This window comes from Chamaesiphon sp. (assembly GCF_041737865.1).
GTDB lineage: Bacteria > Cyanobacteriota > Cyanobacteriia > Cyanobacteriales > Chamaesiphonaceae > Chamaesiphon.
The window spans coordinates 1-21,695 of the sequence record NZ_JBGSQZ010000261.1 but is presented as its reverse complement, the minus strand read 5'-3'; the positions used below and the strand labels follow the sequence as shown (position 1 = coordinate 21,695).

General features: G+C 45.5%; 25 protein-coding genes, 1 tRNA gene and 1 pseudogene. 16 read left to right on the top strand and 11 right to left on the bottom strand.

What is annotated here, in order from left to right; all coding sequences use genetic code 11:
• Positions 1-18: 18 nt before the first annotated feature.
• Together ACEW9J_RS19925 and ACEW9J_RS19920 are read right to left on the bottom strand one after the other, a co-directional pair.
• On the bottom strand, positions 19-636 hold the full coding sequence (locus tag ACEW9J_RS19925; RefSeq protein WP_373546833.1) for a response regulator: 618 nt from the start codon (positions 634-636) through the stop codon (positions 19-21).
• 53 nt (positions 637-689) lie between these two features.
• On the bottom strand, positions 690-1,841 hold the full coding sequence (locus ACEW9J_RS19920; protein ID WP_373546832.1) for a sensor histidine kinase: 1,152 nt from the start codon (positions 1,839-1,841) through the stop codon (positions 690-692).
• 186 nt (positions 1,842-2,027) lie between these two features.
• Here ACEW9J_RS19920 and ACEW9J_RS19915 point away from each other — a divergent pair, with 186 nt between their 5' ends.
• From ACEW9J_RS19915 to ACEW9J_RS19845, 15 genes are all read left to right on the top strand, one after another.
• The gene (locus ACEW9J_RS19915; RefSeq protein WP_373546831.1) at positions 2,028-2,504 is read left to right on the top strand and encodes a hypothetical protein; all 477 of its coding nucleotides are present in this window, start codon (positions 2,028-2,030) and stop codon (positions 2,502-2,504) included.
• 59 nt (positions 2,505-2,563) lie between these two features.
• The gene (locus tag ACEW9J_RS19910; RefSeq protein ID WP_373546830.1) at positions 2,564-4,639 is read left to right on the top strand and encodes a BamA/TamA family outer membrane protein; all 2,076 of its coding nucleotides are present in this window, start codon (positions 2,564-2,566) and stop codon (positions 4,637-4,639) included.
• 114 nt (positions 4,640-4,753) lie between these two features.
• Positions 4,754-4,891 (top strand): 50S ribosomal protein L34, encoded by a 138-nt coding sequence (gene rpmH / locus ACEW9J_RS19905; RefSeq protein WP_015162297.1) that lies wholly within the window; start codon positions 4,754-4,756, stop codon positions 4,889-4,891.
• A gap of 20 nt (positions 4,892-4,911) precedes the next feature.
• A complete protein-coding gene (gene rnpA / locus ACEW9J_RS19900; RefSeq protein WP_373546829.1) occupies positions 4,912-5,283 on the top strand; it encodes a ribonuclease P protein component in 372 nt (123 codons plus the stop codon).
• Positions 5,273-5,692: a PH domain-containing protein gene (locus tag ACEW9J_RS19895; protein ID WP_373546828.1), complete on the top strand. Its 420-nt coding sequence runs from the start codon at positions 5,273-5,275 to the stop codon at positions 5,690-5,692. The genes rnpA and ACEW9J_RS19895 overlap by 11 nt, the downstream gene beginning before the upstream one ends.
• Before the next feature lie 245 nt (positions 5,693-5,937).
• Positions 5,938-7,122, top strand: a complete 1,185-nt coding sequence (gene yidC, locus ACEW9J_RS19890; protein ID WP_373546827.1) for a membrane protein insertase YidC — start codon at positions 5,938-5,940, stop codon at positions 7,120-7,122.
• A gap of 16 nt (positions 7,123-7,138) precedes the next feature.
• Positions 7,139-7,759: a protein jag gene (locus ACEW9J_RS19885; RefSeq protein ID WP_373546826.1), complete on the top strand. Its 621-nt coding sequence runs from the start codon at positions 7,139-7,141 to the stop codon at positions 7,757-7,759.
• 72 nt (positions 7,760-7,831) lie between these two features.
• On the top strand, positions 7,832-8,356 hold the full coding sequence (locus ACEW9J_RS19880; protein ID WP_373546825.1) for a DUF177 domain-containing protein: 525 nt from the start codon (positions 7,832-7,834) through the stop codon (positions 8,354-8,356).
• Positions 8,357-8,515: 159 nt separating this feature from the next.
• Entirely contained in the window at positions 8,516-9,934 is a 1,419-nt protein-coding gene (gene gndA, locus ACEW9J_RS19875; protein WP_373546824.1) for an NADP-dependent phosphogluconate dehydrogenase, read from the top strand.
• A gap of 321 nt (positions 9,935-10,255) precedes the next feature.
• A tRNA-Asp gene (locus ACEW9J_RS19870) sits at positions 10,256-10,329 on the top strand.
• 239 nt (positions 10,330-10,568) lie between these two features.
• Positions 10,569-11,333 (top strand): ATP-binding cassette domain-containing protein, encoded by a 765-nt coding sequence (locus ACEW9J_RS19865; protein ID WP_373546823.1) that lies wholly within the window; start codon positions 10,569-10,571, stop codon positions 11,331-11,333.
• Positions 11,334-12,875: a glycine betaine ABC transporter substrate-binding protein gene (locus ACEW9J_RS19860; RefSeq protein WP_373546822.1), complete on the top strand. Its 1,542-nt coding sequence runs from the start codon at positions 11,334-11,336 to the stop codon at positions 12,873-12,875.
• An 80-nt stretch (positions 12,876-12,955) separates the two neighbouring features.
• Entirely contained in the window at positions 12,956-13,252 is a 297-nt protein-coding gene (locus tag ACEW9J_RS19855; RefSeq protein WP_373546821.1) for a hypothetical protein, read from the top strand.
• Complete coding sequence (locus ACEW9J_RS19850; RefSeq protein ID WP_373546820.1) at positions 13,249-13,614, top strand: clan AA aspartic protease; 366 nt, start codon at positions 13,249-13,251, stop codon at positions 13,612-13,614. The genes ACEW9J_RS19855 and ACEW9J_RS19850 overlap by 4 nt, the downstream gene beginning before the upstream one ends.
• A 49-nt stretch (positions 13,615-13,663) precedes the next feature.
• On the top strand, positions 13,664-13,912 hold the full coding sequence (locus ACEW9J_RS19845; protein ID WP_373546819.1) for a type II toxin-antitoxin system MqsA family antitoxin: 249 nt from the start codon (positions 13,664-13,666) through the stop codon (positions 13,910-13,912).
• Positions 13,913-13,922: 10 nt separating this feature from the next.
• Here the strand turns inward: ACEW9J_RS19845 and ACEW9J_RS19840 are convergent, their stop codons facing one another.
• The 6 genes and pseudogenes from ACEW9J_RS19840 to ACEW9J_RS19815 all read right to left on the bottom strand — a co-directional run bounded on the left by ACEW9J_RS19840 (position 13,923) and on the right by ACEW9J_RS19815 (position 16,027).
• Complete coding sequence (locus ACEW9J_RS19840; RefSeq protein WP_373546841.1) at positions 13,923-14,117, bottom strand: hypothetical protein; 195 nt, start codon at positions 14,115-14,117, stop codon at positions 13,923-13,925.
• 18 nt (positions 14,118-14,135) lie between these two features.
• Positions 14,136-14,501: pseudogene (locus tag ACEW9J_RS19835) on the bottom strand (clan AA aspartic protease); the annotation flags it as partial.
• Positions 14,498-14,770 (bottom strand): hypothetical protein, encoded by a 273-nt coding sequence (locus ACEW9J_RS19830; protein ID WP_373546818.1) that lies wholly within the window; start codon positions 14,768-14,770, stop codon positions 14,498-14,500. The pseudogene ACEW9J_RS19835 and the gene ACEW9J_RS19830, both read right to left, overlap by 4 nt.
• A 177-nt stretch (positions 14,771-14,947) precedes the next feature.
• The gene (locus ACEW9J_RS19825; protein ID WP_373546817.1) at positions 14,948-15,478 is read right to left on the bottom strand and encodes an SMI1/KNR4 family protein; all 531 of its coding nucleotides are present in this window, start codon (positions 15,476-15,478) and stop codon (positions 14,948-14,950) included.
• A 50-nt stretch (positions 15,479-15,528) separates the two neighbouring features.
• Positions 15,529-15,768, bottom strand: coding sequence for a hypothetical protein (locus ACEW9J_RS19820; protein ID WP_373546816.1), 240 nt, complete (start codon positions 15,766-15,768; stop codon positions 15,529-15,531).
• A complete protein-coding gene (locus ACEW9J_RS19815) occupies positions 15,752-16,027 on the bottom strand; it encodes a BrnT family toxin (RefSeq protein ID WP_373546815.1) in 276 nt (91 codons plus the stop codon). The genes ACEW9J_RS19820 and ACEW9J_RS19815 overlap by 17 nt, the downstream gene beginning before the upstream one ends.
• A 116-nt stretch (positions 16,028-16,143) precedes the next feature.
• Between ACEW9J_RS19815 and alaS the strand changes: the two genes are divergently transcribed.
• Positions 16,144-18,780, top strand: a complete 2,637-nt coding sequence (alaS, locus tag ACEW9J_RS19810; protein WP_373546814.1) for an alanine--tRNA ligase — start codon at positions 16,144-16,146, stop codon at positions 18,778-18,780.
• Positions 18,781-18,935: 155 nt separating this feature from the next.
• Here alaS and ACEW9J_RS19805 read toward each other — a convergent pair whose 3' ends face one another.
• From ACEW9J_RS19805 to recN, 3 genes are all read right to left on the bottom strand, one after another.
• Positions 18,936-19,301: a type II toxin-antitoxin system PemK/MazF family toxin gene (locus ACEW9J_RS19805; protein ID WP_373546813.1), complete on the bottom strand. Its 366-nt coding sequence runs from the start codon at positions 19,299-19,301 to the stop codon at positions 18,936-18,938.
• Positions 19,267-19,506 carry a hypothetical protein gene (locus ACEW9J_RS19800; RefSeq protein WP_373546812.1) on the bottom strand — a complete coding sequence of 80 codons (240 nt, stop codon included), beginning with the start codon at positions 19,504-19,506 and terminating at the stop codon, positions 19,267-19,269. Before ACEW9J_RS19800 ends, ACEW9J_RS19805 begins: the two co-directional genes overlap by 35 nt.
• Before the next feature lie 148 nt (positions 19,507-19,654).
• A complete protein-coding gene (gene recN, locus ACEW9J_RS19795) occupies positions 19,655-21,397 on the bottom strand; it encodes a DNA repair protein RecN (protein ID WP_373546811.1) in 1,743 nt (580 codons plus the stop codon).
• Positions 21,398-21,695 lie beyond the last annotated feature (298 nt).

The window sequence follows — 21,695 nt, the reverse complement described above, 5'->3', positions numbered from 1 at the left end:
GACAGCTCAAAATATTAGTCACATAGTTTTTAGTCGATCGCGTAAATTCAGACAGCTCAAAATATTAGTCACATAGTTTTTAATAGTTCCTTCTGTGAGATGAAGATCGATCGCGATTTCACGATTACTTTTACCTTTACCAATGTGCTTGAGAATTTCAATTTCACTATGATTAAACTGTTCTAATACTGCGGGTATAGATGTTGGCATGATTTCACGTTCGGGAATACGCGCAAATACCTTGAGTGCGATCGCCGGATCTAGTTGTCCAAAACCACGCTCCAAACTCCGAATTGTTGCTGCTAGCTGTTGGGATGGAGTACTTTTAAGGATATATCCCAGCGCACCATTTTGCAGCGATTGACAGATATATTCATCTTCATCAAATGTCGTCAACACCATAATCCGAATCCACGGAAATCGCTGATGAATAACTTTAGTTGCTTCCACACCGTTGCAAATTGGCATCCGCACATCCATCAAAATTACATCTGGGCGCAGCGTTTGGGCGAGTAAAATTGCCTCTTCGCCATTACCTGCTTCACCCACAACTTCGATATCTGGTTCGAGGCTAATCAGTGCCGCTAATCCTTGCCTAAAAATCACCAGATCGTCAACTAATAATAAACGAATCATAACTTTTGATTATTTGAGAGCCAACAGTCGATCGATAAATATTTGAATTCCTCTCAAATAGGTATAAATATTTTAATTTGTGTACCCTGTCCCAACTGGCTATTTAGATGGAAATCTCCTCCCAAACATTGAACGCGTTCTTTCATATTTCTCAATCCAAATCCAGCGTGAGGTCGAGCGAGATCGAATCCTTTCCCATTATCGCAGATCTCTAAAATAGTACCGCGAGTCCCGATTGTACTGGAGATTATGACTTGTTCTGCTTGGGCGTGTTTTTGAATATTGGTTAATGACTCTTGAATGATACAGTAAAGCTGATAGCTCGATTGAAGTGAAAGTTGAGGAAACTGAATATTTACTATTACCTGGAAAGGGTGATTTTGCTCTGATAAAGCGATGACCGCTTCGGTCAGGTCAAAATTCGATCGCTTCATCGTACCCAAGGCTTGGCGGACGTTCTCAATGGCTTGAGAGCTAAGTTTTTTGGCAAGATCGATCGATTGTTGCGCTCGCACAGGCTCAGTTAATTGCAATCTTTGAGCGAGTTCGATTTGCACATCTAATGAAGTCAGCGAATGCCCTAATGTATCGTGAATATCACGAGCAATCCGATTTCGTTCTAAATCTGTAGCCAGTGTTTCGACTTGCTTGGTGAGACGTTCGGCTTTTTGGCGAGATTTTTGTTCTTCTATCCAAATATTGCCCAGTAGTAAAACAAAAATACAATTACCGAAATAGCTGGCTATATAACCAGTTATTAATCTAGATTGATTTAGGTACAATCCGATCTCGGTGATTTGCATCCGTTCGATTACATCGGGTACTCGAAATATATAGCTACAACTACTTACAACCAAGAAGACGATCGCGATAACGATCGCTTCAATTCGAGGCAATAAAAAACAAGTCTTTAATAAAAAAGTACAGTAGAGGCTAAAGCTAACAAATTCATAATACTCAGAAATAATGACAGTTAAGATTGCTAGAATGATGTAAATTCTTCTTTGCCAAAGTGGAAGATTGGCAGGGAGAAATATAATATAAGGAATAAATGCAAGTACGAATAAAACTGTATGTATGAGTACTGATGGTGACTTTTGTAGCAGTGGATTTGCAAAAATCAACCAAACGCTGAAAGCTAGAGCAAATAGCTCGATAACAAAGAGCGATCGACGCATCTTGAGCGAAACTGGCGGTATTGTCATCAGGAGTCGATCGATGTGTACTTCAATTTTAATTCGATCGGTAGATCGATTGATATGACTTTAGTCATATTTTGTATGACCTTGGTGAATAGCCACAGCCCTAGCGATTAGACTACCCTCTATTAAATGTGCGATCGTGTAATATTTTATCGATCGACAGCCCGAACCGCATCGAGGGATTGAAGCATGAAAATTTATTTAGCCTACTTGTTACTAATTACTGGTGCGCTCTGGATGACAACACCAATGGCAACCGTCGCCAATTCCAATCCAGCAGCGATGTCAACTACGACTATTTCACCTACAGCAGCATTAGAGCGATTAATCATTGCTAAGAAATTAGAAGCTGATTGGTTTACACCTGCTTTTATCAAAGGGGTGGGAGATGTGAGTACAATTCAATTCCAGCGAGATGTGAGCTTAAAACTTGGCACCATGAGATATGGCAATTATAAATCCGTCAGATCGATCGGCGGTGACAAATACCGGATTATCTTTGACAGAGCCGAGCCGGATGCTGTGATTGCTCAGTTTAGGATTGATGCGATGGGAAGAATCGCTGGAATCAGGCTAGTTGAGAAAAATAAACTAGATCCAAACACCCCAGAAGCATCAGCGCAAGTAACTACAAATCTTGCAGTCAGTTTCGATCGATTGAACTAGCACCATTTGGGGATAAGTTCATCTACAACTAAGTTTAGTAAAATTGCTGCCGATAAAACATGCGTTTGAAATTATTTTTAGTCATCACTATTACTGCATTTATGCAAGTACTAAATTCAGTGGTAACTCGTGCAGAATCCAGTCAAATCGAGAGAATAACAATCGATCGAAACCTCGCCAGCTCACTAGCCCTCAGCCACAAGATCGAGCCAGATGGAGATCGTCTCGATCGCAAAATTGTTAGAGTGAAACCCAAATCGCGAAAACCTACTAGTAGTCCCCAACCTCAACCAATTAATCCACCCACTACTGCCCCAGACGCTCCAAAACAAGTTATCATCTCCGACATCATCATTAAAACAGAGCAGGGTCAACTTGAACCAACACTCGAAGCTAAAATTCGCCAAGCTTTGACTGTCAAAGTCGGACAGTCAGTTACGCGCGAGCAATTGGAGCAAAACTTGAATGCAGTCAAAGCATTAGGTGACTTTTCTACAGTAGAAATTATCCCTGAAGATACCACCACAGGCGTGAAAATTAGCTTTTTGGTTAAGCCTTACAGCACTCTAACTCAAGTCCAAATTAGAACGCTGCCAGCTAATAGTAGCAGCGTCTTGACTTCAGCCGCGATCGAGGAAATATTCAAGCCCCAATATGGTAATAAGTTAAACGCGATCGAACTCAAAGCCGCGATCGAAAGGCTAAACCAACTCTATCAGCAACAGGGCTACAACCTCGCTCAAGTCGTCGATGTCGAAGAACTCAATCCCGACGGCAAACTGACTTTAGTCATCGCTGAAGGCGTAATTGAAGCTGTCCAGGTGCAATTTTTGAATAAAGAAGGTGCGGTTGTGGATGAGCAGAAAAAACCATTTTCAGGCAACACTCGACCTTTTATTATTACCCGCGAGGCAGAGTTAAAACCAGGCAAGATCTTCAACCGGAATACTGCCGAAAAAGATCTGCGCCGAATTTATGGTTTGGGTTTATTCGACGATGTGCGCGTATCCTTCGCGCCAGGTAGCGATCCGGCAAAAGTTATCCTTCAGCTCAATGTCATCGAGCGCAAAACTATCTCACTATTCCCTAGTGGGGGTTTTAGTTCCACCAATGGCTTCTTGGCCAGTGTCAATTTTAGCACCCAAAATCTGGGCGGGAATAATCAAAAACTTAGTGCTGAAGCTCAAGTAGGCGCACGCGATACTATCTTCGATCTCAATTTTTCCGATCCTTGGATTGCCACCGATCCCAATCGGACATCATACAGTGTCAATGCCTTCCGCCGCCAATCGCTATCCTCGATCTTTGATGGTGGTAAAACTCCAGTCTTCGTAACAGGGACGACCGATGCACCACGCATCCTCAGACAAGGTGGCGGGATTACATTTAACCGTCCGCTCGATGGCGATCCATTTAATGGAAGTACCTTACGCGGTTCGCTAGGATTGCAATATCAACGCGTCTCAGTTCGCGATTTTGGCGGAGGTGCGATCGTACCTAAAGATTCGCAGGGTAACGATCTCAGCTTTATCAGAACTGGAGAAGACGATCTGTTGATGTTGCAATTGGGACTGACTCAAGATGTCCGAAATAGTTTCTCAGATCCGACTCAAGGTTCGCTACTCAAACTAGGTGTAGACCAATCCGTTCCGGTTGGTACTGGCAAGATTTTGATGACCAAAGTACGGGGGAGTTTTACCCAATACGTGCCAGTAAAATTGATAAATTTTAATCCTGGTAGTCAGTCACTATTATTCAATCTCCAAGGTGGCACGATCCTGGGTGATTTGCCGCCTTATGAGGCGTTTAGTCTCGGCGGTACGTCGGGGGTGCGTGGATATGAGGAAGGCGATGTCGGTTCGGGACGCAGCTATGTCCAGGTTACCGCAGAATATCGGTTCCCGATCGTCTCATTCCTGGGTTTGGGCATCTTTGCTGACTATGGAACCGATTTGGGCACGGGCAGCAGTGTTCCTGGCAATCCCGCAGGCGTGCGGAGCAAGCCAGGAAGTGGATTTGGCTATGGTGCTGGTCTGCGCGTTCTTCAGACCCCGATCGGCCCCGTCAGACTCGATTATGCTTTAAACGATCGCAATGAAACGCGGATTCAGTTTGGATTAGGAGAGCGATTTTAGATGTTTGAGCCTCGTGGGGTGAGCGATCGAGCGCAATAGCTGTTATAATGGTGCATTGTGGCTTTTTTGCTTACCACAATATTAATAATTAGTCAAATCGAGCGGATATAAGTTATGACCAAGCGTACTCTCGGCGGTACTAACCGCAAACAAAAAAGAACATCTGGGTTCAGAGCGCGGATGCGTTCGCGGACAGGACAAAAAGTGATCAAAGCCCGCAGAGCCAGAGGACGGCATCGCCTGTCTGTATAGGTTCGTGTCGCCACTAGCAGATGTCATTGCCTAAACCCCATCGACTCAGACGCAGGCAAGATTTTCAAAAAGTTTATCAGCACGGCAAACGTCATCAACAGGTGCATTTGACACTGAGAAGTTTACGATATTTGCCAGAGGTTAGTACTGAAAATTTACCTGCTACTCGGTTTGGGATATCTGTCAGTCAAAAAGTCAGTAAAAAAGCAGTAATTCGCAATCTGCTCAAAAGACAAGTGAAAGCGGCTCTCCGTCAACTGTTACCGCAGATTACCAGCGGCTGGTCGGTGGTCATCGGAGTCCGACCTTCAGCACAGGGGTGCGAATATGTCGAAATTTTGCGAGAATTAGAGCAGTTGTTGACAGCCGCAGAGGTACTTGATGGGAATTAAAGAAGAAACGTTTTATGAAGGTGGCCCACATATTGGGGATCTAATTTTTCATTTATTTTTAGCAATATTTGTAGTTTTTATCCCATTGACGATCGGTTCGATCGTTAGGGCAATTTGGTTGCGCTACAAGATTACCGATCGCCGACTATCGGTGATTGGTGGTTGGATGGGCAAAGATCGAACCGATCTTGTGTATTCGGAAATCACTGATGCACTAACTATCCCGCGTGGGTTAGGATTTTGGGGAGACATGGTAGTTACCCTCAAAGATGGTAGCCGTCTAGAATTACGCTCTATCCCGCGCTATCGCGAAATATATGACTATATTAACGAGCGCGTAGTTGCCAAAACTGGACACCCCCTATTGAGCGTAACTGAGAAAGCCGAAGCTACCGCTCAAATTACTTAATTAGGCTTTAGATTTTAGGCTTCAGGGTCTAGGCTTTAGGCTTTAGGCTTTAGGCTTTAGGAATTACGAACGATTTTTACATAATATCTAACACCTAAAATACCTAGTTGACAACGGACGGGGTTTAGGATTAAGGATTATGGTCGATCTTTACCTAACACCTAACACCTAAAACACCTAACACCTAAAACACCTAACACCTAACACCTAACACCTAACACCTAATACCTAACACCTAGTTGACAATGGACTTTGGAATCGGATTTATTTCCAACAATATAATGTTGCCGATCATAGATTTTTTCTATGGAATCGTGCCTAGCTACGGGTTGGCGATCGTCGCGCTGACCTTGGTGATTCGGTTCGCGCTCTATCCGTTGGGAGCAGGTTCGATTCGCAATATGCGAAAGACCAAGATCTCTCAACCATTGATGCAGAAACGGGTCAAGGAAATTCAGCAGCAGTTCAAAGACGATCCGACCAAGCAACAACAGGCGATGAGTGATGTCTACAAGGAGTTCGGGAACCCCTTGGCAGGTTGTCTGCCTGTAGTCCTTCAGATGCCCGTCTTGTTCGCGCTATTTGCCACTCTGCGTGGATCGCCATTTTCCAACGTTGACTATAATGTCAACTTACAGATCGTCCCGAATGAACAGATCGCACAGGTTCAGCCCCAGGTATTTAATAGCGAACCACATAGTATTTATTTCACGACCAACATTCACACGCCCGTAATTGCCAATATCCCGACGGGGAATGTTGTTGGTGTCGGACAAAAGGCTCAAGTCGAACTCAAAGGCATTGATGGCAAACCTTTTAGTGAATTAGCAGCTCAGTATCCCGACTCCAAACTTACCCCCGAATGGACGGTAACTAAGGGGATGGAAAATGTCAAAGTCAGCCTTAACGGTCAGATCGAAGCGATCGCCCCTGGAGATGTCACCCTCAAAGGGACAATTCCTGGTATTGCAGCTAACACTGGATTCCTATTTATCGAAGCTCTCGGACATGTCGGCGCGATCGATCCAGACGGTAAAATCCACTGGGATATCATCGCGATGATCGTCTTCTTTGGCTTGAGTCTGTATGTTAGCCAAAATCTATCGACTAACACATCATCCACGCCAGCACTCGCAGGTGGGGGCGACACAGGTGCGGAAAAAGAACAAGCACAGCAAGCGGTCAATAAATTCACACCGATTATTTTTTCGGGGATGTTTTTATTCTTCCCACTACCCGCTGGTGTCTTGATGTACATGGCGATCGGGAACCTCTTTCAACTCGGTCAAACCTACTTTGTCAATCGCGAACCTCTGCCACCAGAATTACAAAAATTGGTAGATCAACAAGAACGCGAAAAACCCAAAGACAATAGCAATCGCGAGGAAATCCCGTTCGAGAAAACCAAATCTAAGAAAAAAGCAACTTAAATTCAGTGGATGGTGAATGGTAGATGGTGGATGGTTGAGGAATATTGCATCAAAACCTAATCCCTACCTACCAATCCTCCGATCCACTATTGACTATTCACCATCCACCATCCACTATCCCCACATGATCGACCAACGTTTAGACCGTGGCAAACAGTGGTTAGAACAACTACTGAACCTATCAGGAATCGCCACCACGATCGATACTCAACAGCCAGAAGGAGCCATTGCTCCCCATTACTGGCTGACGATCGCACAAGATTCGCTCACACCTGCACAGATCGAACTCTTAATCGGCTCCGAAGGGGCCACGATCGATGCAATCCAATATCTAGCTAATGCTAGCCTAAACCTCCATCAGGAAGCGGATCTACAGGCAGGATACACGATCGAATTGGATGGGTATCGCCAACGCCGCGCGATCGCACTCAAAGCGATCGCCGATGATGCTGCTACTAGTGTCCGCGCCGACGGCACAGAAGTCGTCCTTCAACCCATGTCCTCAGCGGAACGCCGCCAGATGCACACTTTTTTTGATAGCGATCCCAGCTATAGCGATCTATCCACCTACAGTCGCGGTCAAGAACCCGATCGACGGTTGGTAGTAAAATTAGCTCAAGCACCCGAAGAAGCGTAAGTAATCGGCACATAGGCATTAAGTCGCCCGATTCTGATTACTTATTACCTACCCATTACTTACTGCCGATCGATGGAACCACTTTTTATTCCCCAACTAGCAAATCGACAGGATCGAACCTTAGAGATTATTGTCGATCGACTGATGCCTGAGTTTGAGACACTTACACCAATCAGGGGTAAAATAATTATCAAACACAGGGGGACATATCTTGATGTGTCCGCACAGACAGAGACAATTATTACGCTCAAATGCGATCGATGTTTGCAACAGTACAACCATCGACTGGTACTAGATGCGAGTGAAGTCATCTGGTTGGAAGCAGAATCTGAAGAACCAGATCGGCGCGGGATGGACGTCAAAACCGATCCCGAAGATTTGATTGATTCTTTGCCACCAGACGGGCACTTCCCGCCGGATGTCTGGCTCTACGAACAATTGTGTCTAGCTTTACCACTCCGACAGCTCTGCAATCTTGATTGCGCTGGGATTACCCCTATAGAAGCACCGATCCCCACACCAGCCAAAGTACAACAGCCTCTAGACAATCGGTGGGGCATTCTCGAAACTCTCAAAGATCGACTCGAAAATAATTAACAGCGATCGCGATCGGCAGGGGATTTCGATCGCTAAGTTTGTCAGTAACTCGTCGCTCCCAGATCCCAACGTTACAAATGTTTATCTAAAATACCCTAAAAAATGGGGATCGAGCTAAGGTGATGTAGAGCGAAATCAAACCCTACATCTCCAGTATTTATGTCTCTACAAAGCTTTGGTGTGATTGGTTTAGCAGTTATGGGGGAAAATTTGGCCCTCAACGTCGAACGCAATGGCTTTCCAATCGCTGTTTACAATCGAACGCGGGCAAAGACTGACAACTTCATGGCAACCCGCGCCCAAGGGAAAAATGTCACAGCTACATATTCGATCGAAGAATTTTGCGCCGCTTTAGAAACTCCCCGCAAAATCCTGATCATGGTTCAAGCAGGTAAACCTGTAGATCTAGTCATTCAAGAACTCAAACCCTTTCTCTCCAAAGGTGATGTCATCATCGACGGTGGTAACTCCCTATATACCGATACCGACAGACGCACCGCCGAACTCGAAGACTCTGGACTCACCTTTATCGGGATGGGAGTCAGTGGCGGCGAAGAAGGGGCACTAAATGGCCCCAGTATGATGCCAGGGGGCACAGAAGCCGCGTATGACAATCTCGAACCCATTCTCACCAAAATCGCCGCTCAGGTTGACGATGGCCCCTGTGTCACCTATATCGGGAAAGGTGGAGCTGGGCACTATGTCAAAATGGTGCACAATGGCATTGAATACGGCGATATGCAGCTCATCGCTGAAGCCTACGACTTACTCAAAAATGTTGCAGGATTAGACCACAAGCAGCTACATGAAGTCTTCACCGAGTGGAACCAGACGGACGAACTCAACTCCTTCTTGATTGAAATCACCGCCGATATCTTTACATATATCGACCCCGAAACCACCAAACCGCTGGTGGAATTAATCGTCGATGCTGCTGCTCAAAAGGGTACCGGACGCTGGACAGTCCAAAGTGCGCTCGAATTGGGTGTATCGATTCCGACGATTATCGCCGCTGTAAATGCGCGAATTATGTCATCGATCAAAATAGAACGTACTGCGGCTTCAGCCGTCCTCACAGGGCCAGATGGCAAGTTTACAGGGGATACTCAAACCTTTGTCAACCAAGTGCGCGACGCGCTATATTGCTCAAAAATCTGTTCTTATGCTCAAGGGATGGCATTGCTGAGTGCCGCTTCCGACGCGTATCAATACGAGCTGAATCTGAGCGAAATTTCGCGAATTTGGAAGGGTGGCTGTATTATTCGGGCAGGATTCTTGAATAAAATCAAGGATGCTTTCAAAGCAGAGCCAAAATTAGCCAATCTCCTCCTCGCTCCAGAATTCCGTCAGACAATCCTCGATCGACAAACCGCATGGCGCGAAGTCATCTCTCAAGCTGCGAAACTGGGTATCCCCGTTCCGGCTTTTAGTGCATCGTTGGATTACTTTGATAGTTACCGCCGTGCCAATCTACCCCAAAACCTGACTCAGGCTCAACGGGACTACTTTGGTGCCCACACCTACAAACGTGTAGATAAGCCAGATTCAGAATCATTCCACACCGAATGGACTAAGTAACCCAAGTGATACCTATACTCAAAGTGGTTAAAACCACTCTTGATGATGCAAAGTCCGCCTACGCGGACTAATAGACTAGTCCGCGTAGGCGGACTTTGCATCATGAGCCACAATCGTTGGCATTCCAATAGGTAGCAAATTGGTTAAGTAACTAGAGCGGGACATCTCAATTGTCCTGCTCGTTGGCAACGCCTGCGACTCCCGCGCTTACGGAACGAGAATCGATCCCAATCCACAATCTAACTATTCAGTCCAAAACATTAGAAACTGGTAGTTGACATATCTATGGATAAAGTGCATAATGAGATCTGTTGAAGAAATGGGACTGTAGCTCAGTTGGTTAGAGCGCGCGCCTGTCACGCGCGAGGTCGCGGGTTCGAGTCCCGTCAGTCCCGTAAATCTAGGTTCAAAGAACAAAAGCTTCTCATTTGATGAGAGGCTTTTTAACTATGGAGCCGAAGTTGACAAATGCGATCGATCTTGTTAGGTTCGATCGGATCTGACTCGTTAGCGTAGCCTCTCTGAAAGAGAATCGAACATCAAACTAAGATTAGTAGTAATTGACATCTGGGAAGATAATAGCCGATGTTTAGATGCTATGACATCGATCGTCCCAACCTGGATACTACCTTCTATGCCCCCATCGCCACAAATTACTGTTGAATTTCGGGATGTCAGCTTCGAGATAAATCATCGTCAACTATTATCCCACCTCAATCTCACCATCTACCAGGGGGAAGCGATTGTCTTATTGGGGCGGAGTGGGAGCGGGAAAACTACCACCTTAAAACTGATAAATCACCTGCTGATTCCCACCGGCGGATCGGTGATGGTTGACGATCGATCCACCACTGACTGGGATATTATTAAACTGCGACGGCGGATCGGCTATGCAATCCAGGATATCGGTTTGTTTCCCCACTTTAGCGTCGGCAAAAATGTCGGATTGGTACCCTCCCTAGAAAAGTGGCAAGAACAGCGAATTCAGGCGCGAGTCCATGAAATGTTGAACCTAGTTGGTTTAGATCCAGAAATATTTGCTCAACGCTATCCCCATCAACTATCAGGGGGGCAACGTCAGCGAGTCGGTATCGCCAGAGCCTTAGCCGCAGATCCGCCGATCTTATTGATGGATGAACCATTTGGTGCGCTCGATCCCATCACTCGGCTGGAATTGCAACAACAGTTTCAATATTTACAGCAGCAACTCGGCAAAACAGTCGTTTTTGTTACCCACGATATTCAAGAAGCTTTTTTCTTAGGAACTCGGATTGGCTTAATGTATGAAGGTAATTTGGTTTTATTAGGAACTAAGGCAGAATTTCTCGCATCTCAACATCCAGAAGCACAAGCTTTTATTGCATGTTTAAATCCCTTGCAGTATAGGGAGAAAGCATAAGTGAGCGAGTTAACATCATTCATCGATCGATCCGCCCCAGAAATTCTCCTTCGCAGTGGAGAGCATCTCATCTTAGTCGCGATCTCGATGCTCATCGCGATCGCGATCGGGATTCCTTTAGGGATTTTCATCACTCGTCAACCAAAACTAGCTCCACCTATCCTCGGTATCGCTAATGCCCTGCAAACTATTCCCAGTTTAGCGATCTTTGGTTTTCTAATTTCCGTGCCATTTTTCGGCGGAATTGGCAAAAATCCGGCAATTGTTGCCTTAACTCTCTATGCCTTACTTCCCCTAATTCGCAATACTTACGTCGGGATTAATAATGTCGATCCAGCGGTGCGAGAGGCAGCTCAAGGGATGGGAATGACAGATTGGCAACTGCTAACTCAAGTGGAAATCCCCCTAGCTTCAGGCGTGATTTTAGCGGGAATTAGAGTAGCAACAGTGATGTCTGTCGGGATTGCTACCATTGCCGCAGCGATTGGTGGTGGAGGTTTGGGCGTATTCATTTTTCGAGGACTTGCTACTGTTAATAATCAGTTAATTTTAACTGGAGCTATCCCCGCAGCAGCGATCGCTTTAGGTGCAGATTTAGGATTGGGATGGTTAGAAAAACGACTAACACAGCAACAACCTTTCTGGGGAAATGCTCGTCGAGTTGCAATTATAGTCGGGATATTAGGCTTATTGTTAATCGGCTTAATTGGCATTAACTATCAACAAGCAGCACCGAGAATTGCGATCGGTTCCAAGAATTTTACCGAGCAAGTTATTCTCGGCGAATTACTCGCGCAACAGATTGAATCCCATACTAAAATCAAAGTCGATCGGCAATTAAATCTCGGTGGTACTTTCATTTGTCATGAAGCAGTCAAAGCCGGACAAATTGCTGGTTATGTAGAATATACTGGAACATCACTGACAGCAGTATTAAAACAGGAACCTATCAAAGATCCTCAAGCAGTTCTCGATACGATAAAGCAAGCATACGATCGCCAGTTTCAATTAGAAGTGATGCCGCCGTTAGGATTTGAAAATACTTTTGCTTTCATTGTCAGAAATGAGGATGCTAAACGTCTTCAGATCCGCACTCTTTCTGAAGCTGCTAAATATACACCACAAATGCGGGGGGGATTTGGGTATGAATTTCTCGAACGTAAAGATGGTTATCCAGCTTTAGCGAAAACTTATGGGTTAAAGTTTGCCAAAACTCAACAGATGGAGTTTGGATTGATGTATCAAGCCTTAAAGGAAAAGAGAGTAGATTTAATCGCCGCAAATTCTACAGATGGCTTGATTCCCATTTTAAACTTAGTAGTCTTAGAAGATGACAAGAAATATTTTCCACCCTATCAAGCCGTCCCGATTTTTAACCAAGCTACTCTAAAAAAATATCCAGAGTTACGCACGGCAGTCAACCAACTATCTGGGTTAATTTCCACCAAAGATATCCAAAATATGAACTATCAAGTGGATAACCAATCTCGTCCCGTCGCCCAAGTTGTGCGGGAATGGCTCAAATCTAAAAATTTAACCTAACCAGATCTGAGTGTCAAGACACCGATCGACTTTGGTATAATTTTAATAGAATAGTAAAATCTAGTTTACTCGATCGTCTTATGACCGATTCAAATATCAACAAAGCTTCAGTACCTCTAAACCACCGAAAAATCGCCAGACGCGGACAGGATCTTTATAATCGATCGATCCGCACTCTAGTAGAAACACGCGAGAATATGGGTAAGATTATCAGCATCGATACCGAAACAGGTAATTACGAAATTGACGACAATTTGCTAGAATGTAGCGATCGACTCCAAAGTCAATTTCCCGATGCGATTATTTGGGCAGAACGAATTGGTTTTAATGCTGTTTATGCAGCGGGTGGTACATTGACAAAGGTAAATCTATCGTGATTAATGGCATTGTAATCGGACGACAACCACAGATTAAAGTAGTTGTGAGAATATCTGGCTATCCAGATCTAGAAATTGGCTGTGTAATTAATACCGGATTTGAAGGAGCTTTGGCTTTACCTGTCGCCGCAGTTGCCAAGCTTGAATTGCCCTATGTAGCAAGCATTGATACTATTTTAGCTAATGATGAAAATATCGTTACTCCAGTTCATCGAGCTACCGTAGTCTGGGATGGTGTAGAGCTGGAAGTACCAGTACTGGCGATGGGTAGTCGTCCACAAATCGGTACTTTACTGCTCAATAATTGCAATCTAAATATCGATTTTAGTGATGGTAGTATTCTGAGTATCGATGCTCTATGAGCGATCGTACTCTTGTATTTTCAAAATTTTAGTGTTGAGAAATAGATTGATGAAATGTGTCCTTTGCAAACATAGAACTACTTGTAATGGAACTGTTAATGTTACTCTAGAACGGGATAGTTACATCATTGTTCTCAAAGATGTACCTGCTAATATTTGTGAAAATTGCGGTGAGTATTATCCCAGCAAAAGTACAACGGCAGCAGTTCTCGATCGCGCGGAGAGATCGATCGTTGGCAGAGCCTCGGCTTCGCCGAATCGCAATGCCGAAGTTGAAATTCTTCGCTTTGCTGCCTAATTTTTAAATCTTACAAATCAGCATTCAATTTAAAATCAGCAATGGCTTCTTCTGCCAAAGCGTCTAGTTTCCCTTCTGCAACATCTCGTTTTAGCTGCTCATCCCAACGCAGGTAATCTACATCAGAGAACCACTGTCTGAGTTGCGGAAACTCTTCTGGGACAAGTGTTAGGATTGTTGTTTTGATTTGCTCGATGGTTGACATATAGATTTCAATTCTCGTTAAAGCTTCAATAGTAACTATGCCACCCTCAATCGCTTCAATCATAAGTTTAAATCCATACAACAGACTCATCCTAATGAGAGGATCTGCTTCTGATGCAGCGACATCAATAACTTGAATCTGACCGTCCCAGATTACCGTGGCTGCCTACATATCAAATACGACTTCGCTACCATCGCCCAAAGTGGCAATGTCTCGAAATCTCCAAGGTAAGCCGAGAGATTCGATTGTTGATAACGGTAGAGACAGGAAACCTGTAAATCCTGTATCGATAACTGTCTCAACCATTTGCTTGGGGTTGTTGGCATGACCGACTGCAATCCGAATTACGGCTTCACAACGCCGATTGACGAAGCCATACATCATACAGATTTTTTCAGGCTGCGAGAACCAAAACGGTAAACAGCACGATGTCCGATCCGAATCACCCAGGGTTGAGCATCGGGATATCGATCGTATAATCGATCTGTTGCGTCGATCGTATTGTCAGCTACCTCAAAAGCGGCTGTTTCGATATCAATAGCGACTATCTTGCCATCGTTGCCTCCTTCAACTGATCGAATCTGGGATTGATAAATCTCATCGCCGCGGCGGGCAAATTCTTCTTTGCTATAGCGGGGTTGTGTTGTAGTCACACGCTTATCCTCAACTTCTATACTCTTCTAATTGTAATGTGTGGGATATTGTTTTGGCGATCGACTTTACTATGAGATCGATCGAATCCCAAGCTTATCCCAATCTACACACCGCAGACATCTTAATGATTAGAAATCATTCTTATTGACGATTCCGTACTCATCAGAAAAAATTAACTAACCGGATTCCAGGCTATCAGCATACTGTTGAAACCAATCACAAAAACTGGGCGCGACAATTTCTCTTATGGGGTCATCATGCCACATGGTGATAATCTGTCCAACTGTTCCACTTTCAGCAGGGTTTAGATCTAGACAGTGATGATCGCCACTGCCATTGTAAGTTAATGGTATCCATTTTGGACTCCACCATACATTACAAATAGCTGGAACAGCTTCACTTCCTTGGTCTTGACCATACTCATCTTGAAATGTTCCATCATCCAATAGTTGCTTCCAGACTGTCCATTCGTCTCTAATACGCTCTAAAGAAAGCAATTCCCACCCATCAATAATAAACCCATGATCGTAGCTTGATTGTCCATTATGAATGCGATACGAAGATCTAATATCTTCGGGGAATTGAACAGAAAGAAAATCTTCTAATTTGCTGATTTCATCATCAGAAGCCCCTGGTTGGAGCAAATCTAAAATTTCTGGAGCATTAATCCCCAACCAAGTATCTATTTGCGACCAAATCTCTTGCATACTTTTCTCCGATATAAATACCTTCCGTAATTTTAAAATTACACTTATTCTTAGGCGTTTTTCACTACGTTACTTGAGTGCTGGCGATCGGCAATTTGGATTAACAATCGCAACGCTTCATTGACAGATTTATCAGTTGGAAAAGCTTTAGCAATATCGGGATCTAAGAGGACTAAATTTGTGCTCGATCGATATCGCTGAACGTATTTACCCCTTACACCCCCCTGCATCGCGGCAAAATCATATTCAGGGCGTAATTCGTCTTCTAGTTCGTCAACTTCCTTCTTCATAAAACCTCTTTTCTGGGCGAGTCGCTGTTCTAGCACTGATGATGCGAGTCCGATCTTCTGTGTCAGTATGGGAGACAACCAGCAACTTCCCCAAACTAGACATTCCAATTATAACGTAGCGGTTTTCGCCGATCGAATGTTCGGAGTCGGGAAATGTTAAAGATAACGAGTCATTAAATACGGTGACGGCTTCCTGGAAAGAGATACCATGCTTGCTCAGATTGATGGCAGCTTTATCTGGGTTCCACTCAAATTCCATGCAGAAGCTTTCATAACTGACAACTCTGGCATTTTAGCAGGTTGTTATTGCTGAAGCCAAAAATGGCACAATAGAAAGAGATAGCTACTATACTTGCCTCCCTATATTAAAGTCCTATGTCTGCTCTCAAACTCAGTGGTGCCGAGATCCGTCAAGCCTTCCTCGATTTTTATAGCCAGCGGGGACATCAGCCGTTGCCGAGTGGCTCGTTGGTGCCGGAAGATCCGACGGTGTTATTGACGATCGCGGGGATGTTACCATTTAAGCCGATATTCTTGGGGCAACGTCAGCCCGATTTTCCCCGTGCGACGACTTCCCAGAAATGTATCCGTACCAATGATATCGAGAATGTGGGGCGGACAGCGCGGCATCATACGTTTTTTGAGATGTTGGGCAATTTTAGCTTTGGGGACTATTTTAAGGAACAAGCGATCCACTGGGGTTGGGAAATCTCGACGCAGGTATTTAAGCTGCCGCCGGAGCGGTTGGTTGTCAGCGTGTTTGAGGATGACGATGAGGCTTTTGCGATCTGGCGGGACAAAATTGGCGTGAATCCCCTGCGAATTAAGCGGTTGGGTGCCGATGATAATTTTTGGGTGTCGGGGCCGACAGGGCCTTGTGGGCCATGCTCTGAGCTGTATTATGATTTCCATCCCGAATTGGGAAATGAGCATATCGATCTAGAGGATGACAGCAGATTTATCGAGTTTTATAATCTGGTGTTCATGCAGTATAACCGCGATGTCGATGGCAATCTCACGCCGTTAGCAAACAAGAACATCGATACGGGGATGGGTTTGGAGCGGATGGCGCAAATCCTGCAAGATGTGCCGAATAACTATGAGACGGATCTGATTTTTCCGATCGTTCAAACTGCGGCGGAAATTGCGGGGATTGACTATTTTAGTAGTGATGAAAAAACCAAGACTTCGCTGAAAGTAATCGGCGATCACGTTCGGGCGGTTGTACATATGATCGCCGATGGAATTCGCGCTGAAAATACTGGGCGAGGTTATATTTTACGGCGGTTAATTCGGCGGGTGGTGCGTCATGGAAGGTTGATTGGCATTGATGCTGAATTTACGACTAAGGTAGCCGAAAGTGCGATCGCAATGTCGGAAGTTGCTTATCCTAATGTGCGGGGAAAGGCTGACAAGATTAAGGCGGAACTTCAGCGGGAGGAAGTCCAGTTTTTAAAAACGCTGGGAAATGGCGAGAAGTTACTGGCGAATATTATTGCGGACACGCTCAGTCAGGGCGTGAAAGAGATTTCAGGTAAGGATGCGTTTACGCTATTTGATACTCATGGTTTTCCGTTGGAATTGACTCAGGAAGTCGCCGAAGAACATGGTTTAACTGTTGATGAAACTGAATTTAATGCCGAGATGGAGATTCAGAAAGTTCGATCGCGTGGTGCTGTTGAGACGATCGATCTCACGGTTCAAGGTTCTTTAGACAAACTTGCCGAACATATCCATGCTACTCAATTTTTGGGCTATGCTCACTCGACTAGTCAGGCTGAAGTTGTCGCCTTATTAGTTGCAGGTGCATCGGTGTCTGAAGCAGATGCAGGAACGAGCGTCCAAATTGTCTTAGATAAAAGTCCCTTTTATGCGGAATCTGGCGGACAAGTTGGCGATCGCGGTTACTTATCGGGGGATAATTTATTAGTCCGCATTGATGATGTGAAAAAAGAGTCGGATTTCTTCGTTCACTTTGGATCGATCGAACGGGGGAATTTACGAGTTGGCGATACAATTACCGCGCAAATCGATGCGGCTTGTCGTCGTCGCGCTCAAGCCAACCATACAGCGACTCATCTATTACAAGCAGCTTTGAAAAAACTTGTCGATCCTGAGATTTCTCAAGCAGGTTCCCTGGTTTCATTCGACAGATTGCGGTTTGATTTTAACTGTCCCCGCGCTCTGACACCTGCGGAAGTCGAACAGGTAGAAGGATTAGTTAATACCTGGATTACTGAGGCGCATGGAGCCATCATTGAGGTGATTCCGATCGCTGAAGCTAAGGCGAAAGGTGCCGTCGCGATGTTTGGTGAAAAATATGGGGCTGAAGTCCGCGTTATCGATTTCCCAGGCGTATCGATGGAATTGTGTGGTGGTGTCCATGTCAGCAATACCGCCGAAATTGGCGTATTTAAGATCGTCAGCGAAGCGGGTGTAGCTGCGGGAGTGCGGCGGATTGAAGCAGTGGCGGGTAATGCTGTTTTAGATTATCTCAATGTGCGGGATAAAGTAGTCAAAGAATTGAGCGACAGGTTTAAAGCTAAACCCGAAGAAATCCTCGATCGGATCTCGACAATGCAAACGGAACTCAAAGCCAACCAGAAGCAATTAGAGACAGTGAAGGGCGAACTGGCGATCGCTAAATCCGAACAATTACTAACTCAAGCTCAAACTATTGGCGAGTTTAAAATCATCATCGCCGAACTTGGCGATGTCGATGTTAATGCGCTCCAAACTGCGGCGGAACGGTTATTAAATAAACTCGGAGAAGGCGCGATTGTACTCGCATCAATTCCCGAACCGGATAAGGTTAGTTTGGTGGCGGCTTTTAGTAAAGGTGTGAATGCCAAGGGTTTACAGGCTGGGAAGTTTATCGGAAATATCGCCAAGATCTGCGGCGGTGGCGGCGGTGGGCGACCGAATTTGGCTCAGGCTGGGGGACGGGATGCAAGTAAGGTGAAGGAGGCTTTGGAGGTGGCTAAGGCGGAGTTGGAGGCGAGTTTGGGTTAGTTCAGTTAGTCAGCGGTTGAAACCGCCGTTCATGATGCAAAACAAAGCCTACGCGGGTTAGGAATCTCAGTCCGTGTAGGCGGAATTTGCTCGCGCGTGCGACAATTTCAATCGTGTGATACTCGTTCACACCACCAACATTAATCGACTTAATTTTAAATATTTAAAACAACACCCAATGCTTTACTAACTTCATCCATAATCTCATCAGATAAAGTTCCAACTTGCTTAATCAATCGCTGCTGAGAAACTGAACGCACTTGAAAAGTGTCAACAGCCGATCGCTTACTCAAACCATTTTCACTATTTGGTTCAATTTTTACCATCCATGCTGCCAGAGAAAATGCTTCATTCCATCCGGTAATAGGTGCGATAACTTTCAGACGTAAAACTCCCAGATCGTTATTACTAACAATTACAGCCGGACGAGTTTTGCCAATCTCATCACCAACTGTAGGATCGGCACTATATAGCCAAACTTGCCCCCTAAGCATATTTTTCGTACTCGTAGAAATCTTCATCGGCGCGATCGCTAAATTCCGTAAGTTCGCTACCTTCATCATAAAAATCGCGCATCATTTCAGCCGCAGCCGCTAGACTCGTTCGCATAGCGTCTCCCTCGGAGAGTTCCTTGGTTTTTAAAAATCTCAAAAAATTGAGCGTTTCAACAATTAGACTATCTGGTACAGAACTTAGTTCTTGCAATAACTGTTCTTTGGCTGTCATGATGTTGCACTAGATATTCACATGCTATGGCAATTATAACTTACCGAGCTTTCAACGAGAAACTCGATCGTTCCAGATTAGTCCGCAAAGGCGGACTTCGCAACACTAGCGACGATTTCAATCGTGCGGCAATCAATCCTGACAATCCTCACTTCCGATTCTGCTTAACTGCCTTCTTCCTCGTCTTCGCTTGAGACAACAAAGATGTCGCAAACGAGATTGCTTCCTGCGCCGATTGTCCCCCCGCAATTTGGGCGATCTCATCGCGGCGTTGTTGCTGGGAATGTAGCTCCTCGATCCGCACTATCGTCCGTTCTTGCTCTGAGTTACCATTACCTGTGTCGATCGTTTCTTTAGCTACTCGAAAATGGCGATCGGCCATTGCGGCGATCAGGGGTTGGTGGGTGACGCAGAGGACTTGTTGAGATTGGCTGAGGTGGTGGAGCTTTCCGGCGATCGATTGGGCGACTTTTCCCGATACTCCCGCATCGATTTCGTCGAAGATCAGGGTACCTGCACCGCCATTATTTGAGAAGCAGGCTTTGAGGGCGAGGAGAAAGCGGCTCATTTCGCCACCAGATGCGGTATCGGCTAGGGGCTGGAGGGGTTCGCCAGGATTGGGGCTAAAGTAGAAGGCGATACTATCTGCACCTGTGGGGGTGGGCGTTTGGGGGGCGATTTTGACTTGAAATTTGACTTTATCCATCGCCAGGGGTTTGAGTTCGCCGATCAGGTGTCGTTCGAGATCGATCGCGGCTTGTTGGCGGAGGGTGGTAAGTTGTTGGCAAGCTGTGGCTAGTTGAGCTTGGAGATCTGTAGCTCGCTGTTCTAGCTCTTCTAGGGACACTCCTGCCGCTGTAAGCTGGGTTAATTCGGTTTGGATAGTAAGTTCGTGTTCGATCGCTTCAGTCAGGCTGGGGCCATATTTGCGGCAGATTAATTTGAGGGTGCGAATTCGGGCTTCGATTTCGATTAGTCGATCGGGATCGGCTTCGAGTGAGTCACCATAGTAATTGATTTCGCGTCCGGCTTCGGTGACTTGAGTGAGGGCGAGGCTGACGAGATCGAGGCTAGACTGGAGGCTGGCATCGATGGCTACCATATCGATCAGGGTGGATTCAGCTTTGCCCAATAGATCGGCAACGGCGATCGCACCTGTATCATTTTGATAGAGTAACTGGTAGACGGCGTAGCTCTGTTGTTGGAGATCGACGACGTGGCTCAGGCGTTGGCGTTCGGTTTCCAGATCGAGGAGTTCGCTGGGTGTGGTGAGGTGGACTTCGGTAAGTTCTTGGACTTGATATTGGAGTAAGTCTAGCCGTTGGAGCCGTTGCTGTTCGGTTTGTTGCCGATCGAGCCACATTTGATAAGCTTGTTGATAGTCACTATGTACAGTTGCAATACTTTCTCGCTGTTGGAGTAGTGTTGTGCCGCCATATAGATCTAATAATTCTCTTTGGTGGGTAGTATTTGTCAGTTGTACTGTTTGCCCTTGAGCGGTAATTTCGATCGACAGTTCGCGGAGTTCTTGGGTGAGCTGGCGGTTGCAAATTGTCCCATTGACACGCATCCTCGATCGCAAATGAATACCACTCAAACTCAATTCCCGACTGCAAATGACCGTATCATCATCAGCCACATCAAAATCCCGATCGATCAGCCATTGTCTCACTCGCTCCGTGGTGACAAATGTACCTTCGATCGTGGCTTTTGCCATCCCCGTGCGAATCATTCGCGCCGTCGCTTTGCCACCTAATACTAGATCGATCGCATCCAAAATAATCGATTTTCCCGCCCCAGTTTCCCCCGTCAAAACATTTAACCCCGCCCCAAATTCTAGTTCTAACTCATCAATGAGGGTAAAGTTTTTAATACGCAGAGACAATAGCATCAGGATCGAGGATAAGGGACAAGGAGGGTAAGAGGGGACAGGGTTGGAGAATGGGATCTGCTCGCGCCCCAGTCCCGTTCCCCTTGCTCCCCTTTTTGGAATAATTGCGCCGGATGATGGAAGAGATCGCGATGGGAGATCGATTAGAGTAGGTTAATCTAAACCCCGTCTAACATGAAACCCGTAGTTTCTCTTCTTCAGGATCGAGGTGATTTTTCACCCATAATCGATCGGCAAGAGAAATAGGCGATCGATTGATACGATGCTGAAAATCATCAACAGCTCGAATTAAATCGCT

What these genes read in the sequence shown, in the direction of transcription:
- ACEW9J_RS19925 (WP_373546833.1), bottom strand. Translation starts at nt 636, where the DNA reads ATGATTCGTTTATTATTAGTTGACGATCTGGTGATTTTTAGGCAAGGA.
- ACEW9J_RS19920 (WP_373546832.1), bottom strand. Translation starts at nt 1,841, where the DNA reads ATGACAATACCGCCAGTTTCGCTCAAGATGCGTCGATCGCTCTTTGTT.
- ACEW9J_RS19915 (WP_373546831.1), top strand. Translation starts at nt 2,028, where the DNA reads ATGAAAATTTATTTAGCCTACTTGTTACTAATTACTGGTGCGCTCTGG.
- ACEW9J_RS19910 (WP_373546830.1), top strand. Translation starts at nt 2,564, where the DNA reads ATGCGTTTGAAATTATTTTTAGTCATCACTATTACTGCATTTATGCAA.
- rpmH (WP_015162297.1), top strand. Translation starts at nt 4,754, where the DNA reads ATGACCAAGCGTACTCTCGGCGGTACTAACCGCAAACAAAAAAGAACA.
- rnpA (WP_373546829.1), top strand. Translation starts at nt 4,912, where the DNA reads ATGTCATTGCCTAAACCCCATCGACTCAGACGCAGGCAAGATTTTCAA.
- ACEW9J_RS19895 (WP_373546828.1), top strand. Translation starts at nt 5,273, where the DNA reads ATGGGAATTAAAGAAGAAACGTTTTATGAAGGTGGCCCACATATTGGG.
- yidC (WP_373546827.1), top strand. Translation starts at nt 5,938, where the DNA reads ATGGACTTTGGAATCGGATTTATTTCCAACAATATAATGTTGCCGATC.
- ACEW9J_RS19885 (WP_373546826.1), top strand. Translation starts at nt 7,139, where the DNA reads ATGGTAGATGGTGGATGGTTGAGGAATATTGCATCAAAACCTAATCCC.
- ACEW9J_RS19880 (WP_373546825.1), top strand. Translation starts at nt 7,832, where the DNA reads ATGGAACCACTTTTTATTCCCCAACTAGCAAATCGACAGGATCGAACC.
- gndA (WP_373546824.1), top strand. Translation starts at nt 8,516, where the DNA reads ATGTCTCTACAAAGCTTTGGTGTGATTGGTTTAGCAGTTATGGGGGAA.
- ACEW9J_RS19865 (WP_373546823.1), top strand. Translation starts at nt 10,569, where the DNA reads ATGCCCCCATCGCCACAAATTACTGTTGAATTTCGGGATGTCAGCTTC.
- ACEW9J_RS19855 (WP_373546821.1), top strand. Translation starts at nt 12,956, where the DNA reads ATGACCGATTCAAATATCAACAAAGCTTCAGTACCTCTAAACCACCGA.
- ACEW9J_RS19845 (WP_373546819.1), top strand. Translation starts at nt 13,664, where the DNA reads ATGAAATGTGTCCTTTGCAAACATAGAACTACTTGTAATGGAACTGTT.
- ACEW9J_RS19840 (WP_373546841.1), bottom strand. Translation starts at nt 14,117, where the DNA reads ATGTCAACCATCGAGCAAATCAAAACAACAATCCTAACACTTGTCCCA.
- ACEW9J_RS19825 (WP_373546817.1), bottom strand. Translation starts at nt 15,478, where the DNA reads ATGCAAGAGATTTGGTCGCAAATAGATACTTGGTTGGGGATTAATGCT.
- ACEW9J_RS19820 (WP_373546816.1), bottom strand. Translation starts at nt 15,768, where the DNA reads ATGAAGAAGGAAGTTGACGAACTAGAAGACGAATTACGCCCTGAATAT.
- ACEW9J_RS19815 (WP_373546815.1), bottom strand. Translation starts at nt 16,027, where the DNA reads ATGGAATTTGAGTGGAACCCAGATAAAGCTGCCATCAATCTGAGCAAG.
- alaS (WP_373546814.1), top strand. Translation starts at nt 16,144, where the DNA reads ATGTCTGCTCTCAAACTCAGTGGTGCCGAGATCCGTCAAGCCTTCCTC.
- ACEW9J_RS19805 (WP_373546813.1), bottom strand. Translation starts at nt 19,301, where the DNA reads ATGAAGATTTCTACGAGTACGAAAAATATGCTTAGGGGGCAAGTTTGG.
- ACEW9J_RS19800 (WP_373546812.1), bottom strand. Translation starts at nt 19,506, where the DNA reads ATGACAGCCAAAGAACAGTTATTGCAAGAACTAAGTTCTGTACCAGAT.
- recN (WP_373546811.1), bottom strand. Translation starts at nt 21,397, where the DNA reads ATGCTATTGTCTCTGCGTATTAAAAACTTTACCCTCATTGATGAGTTA.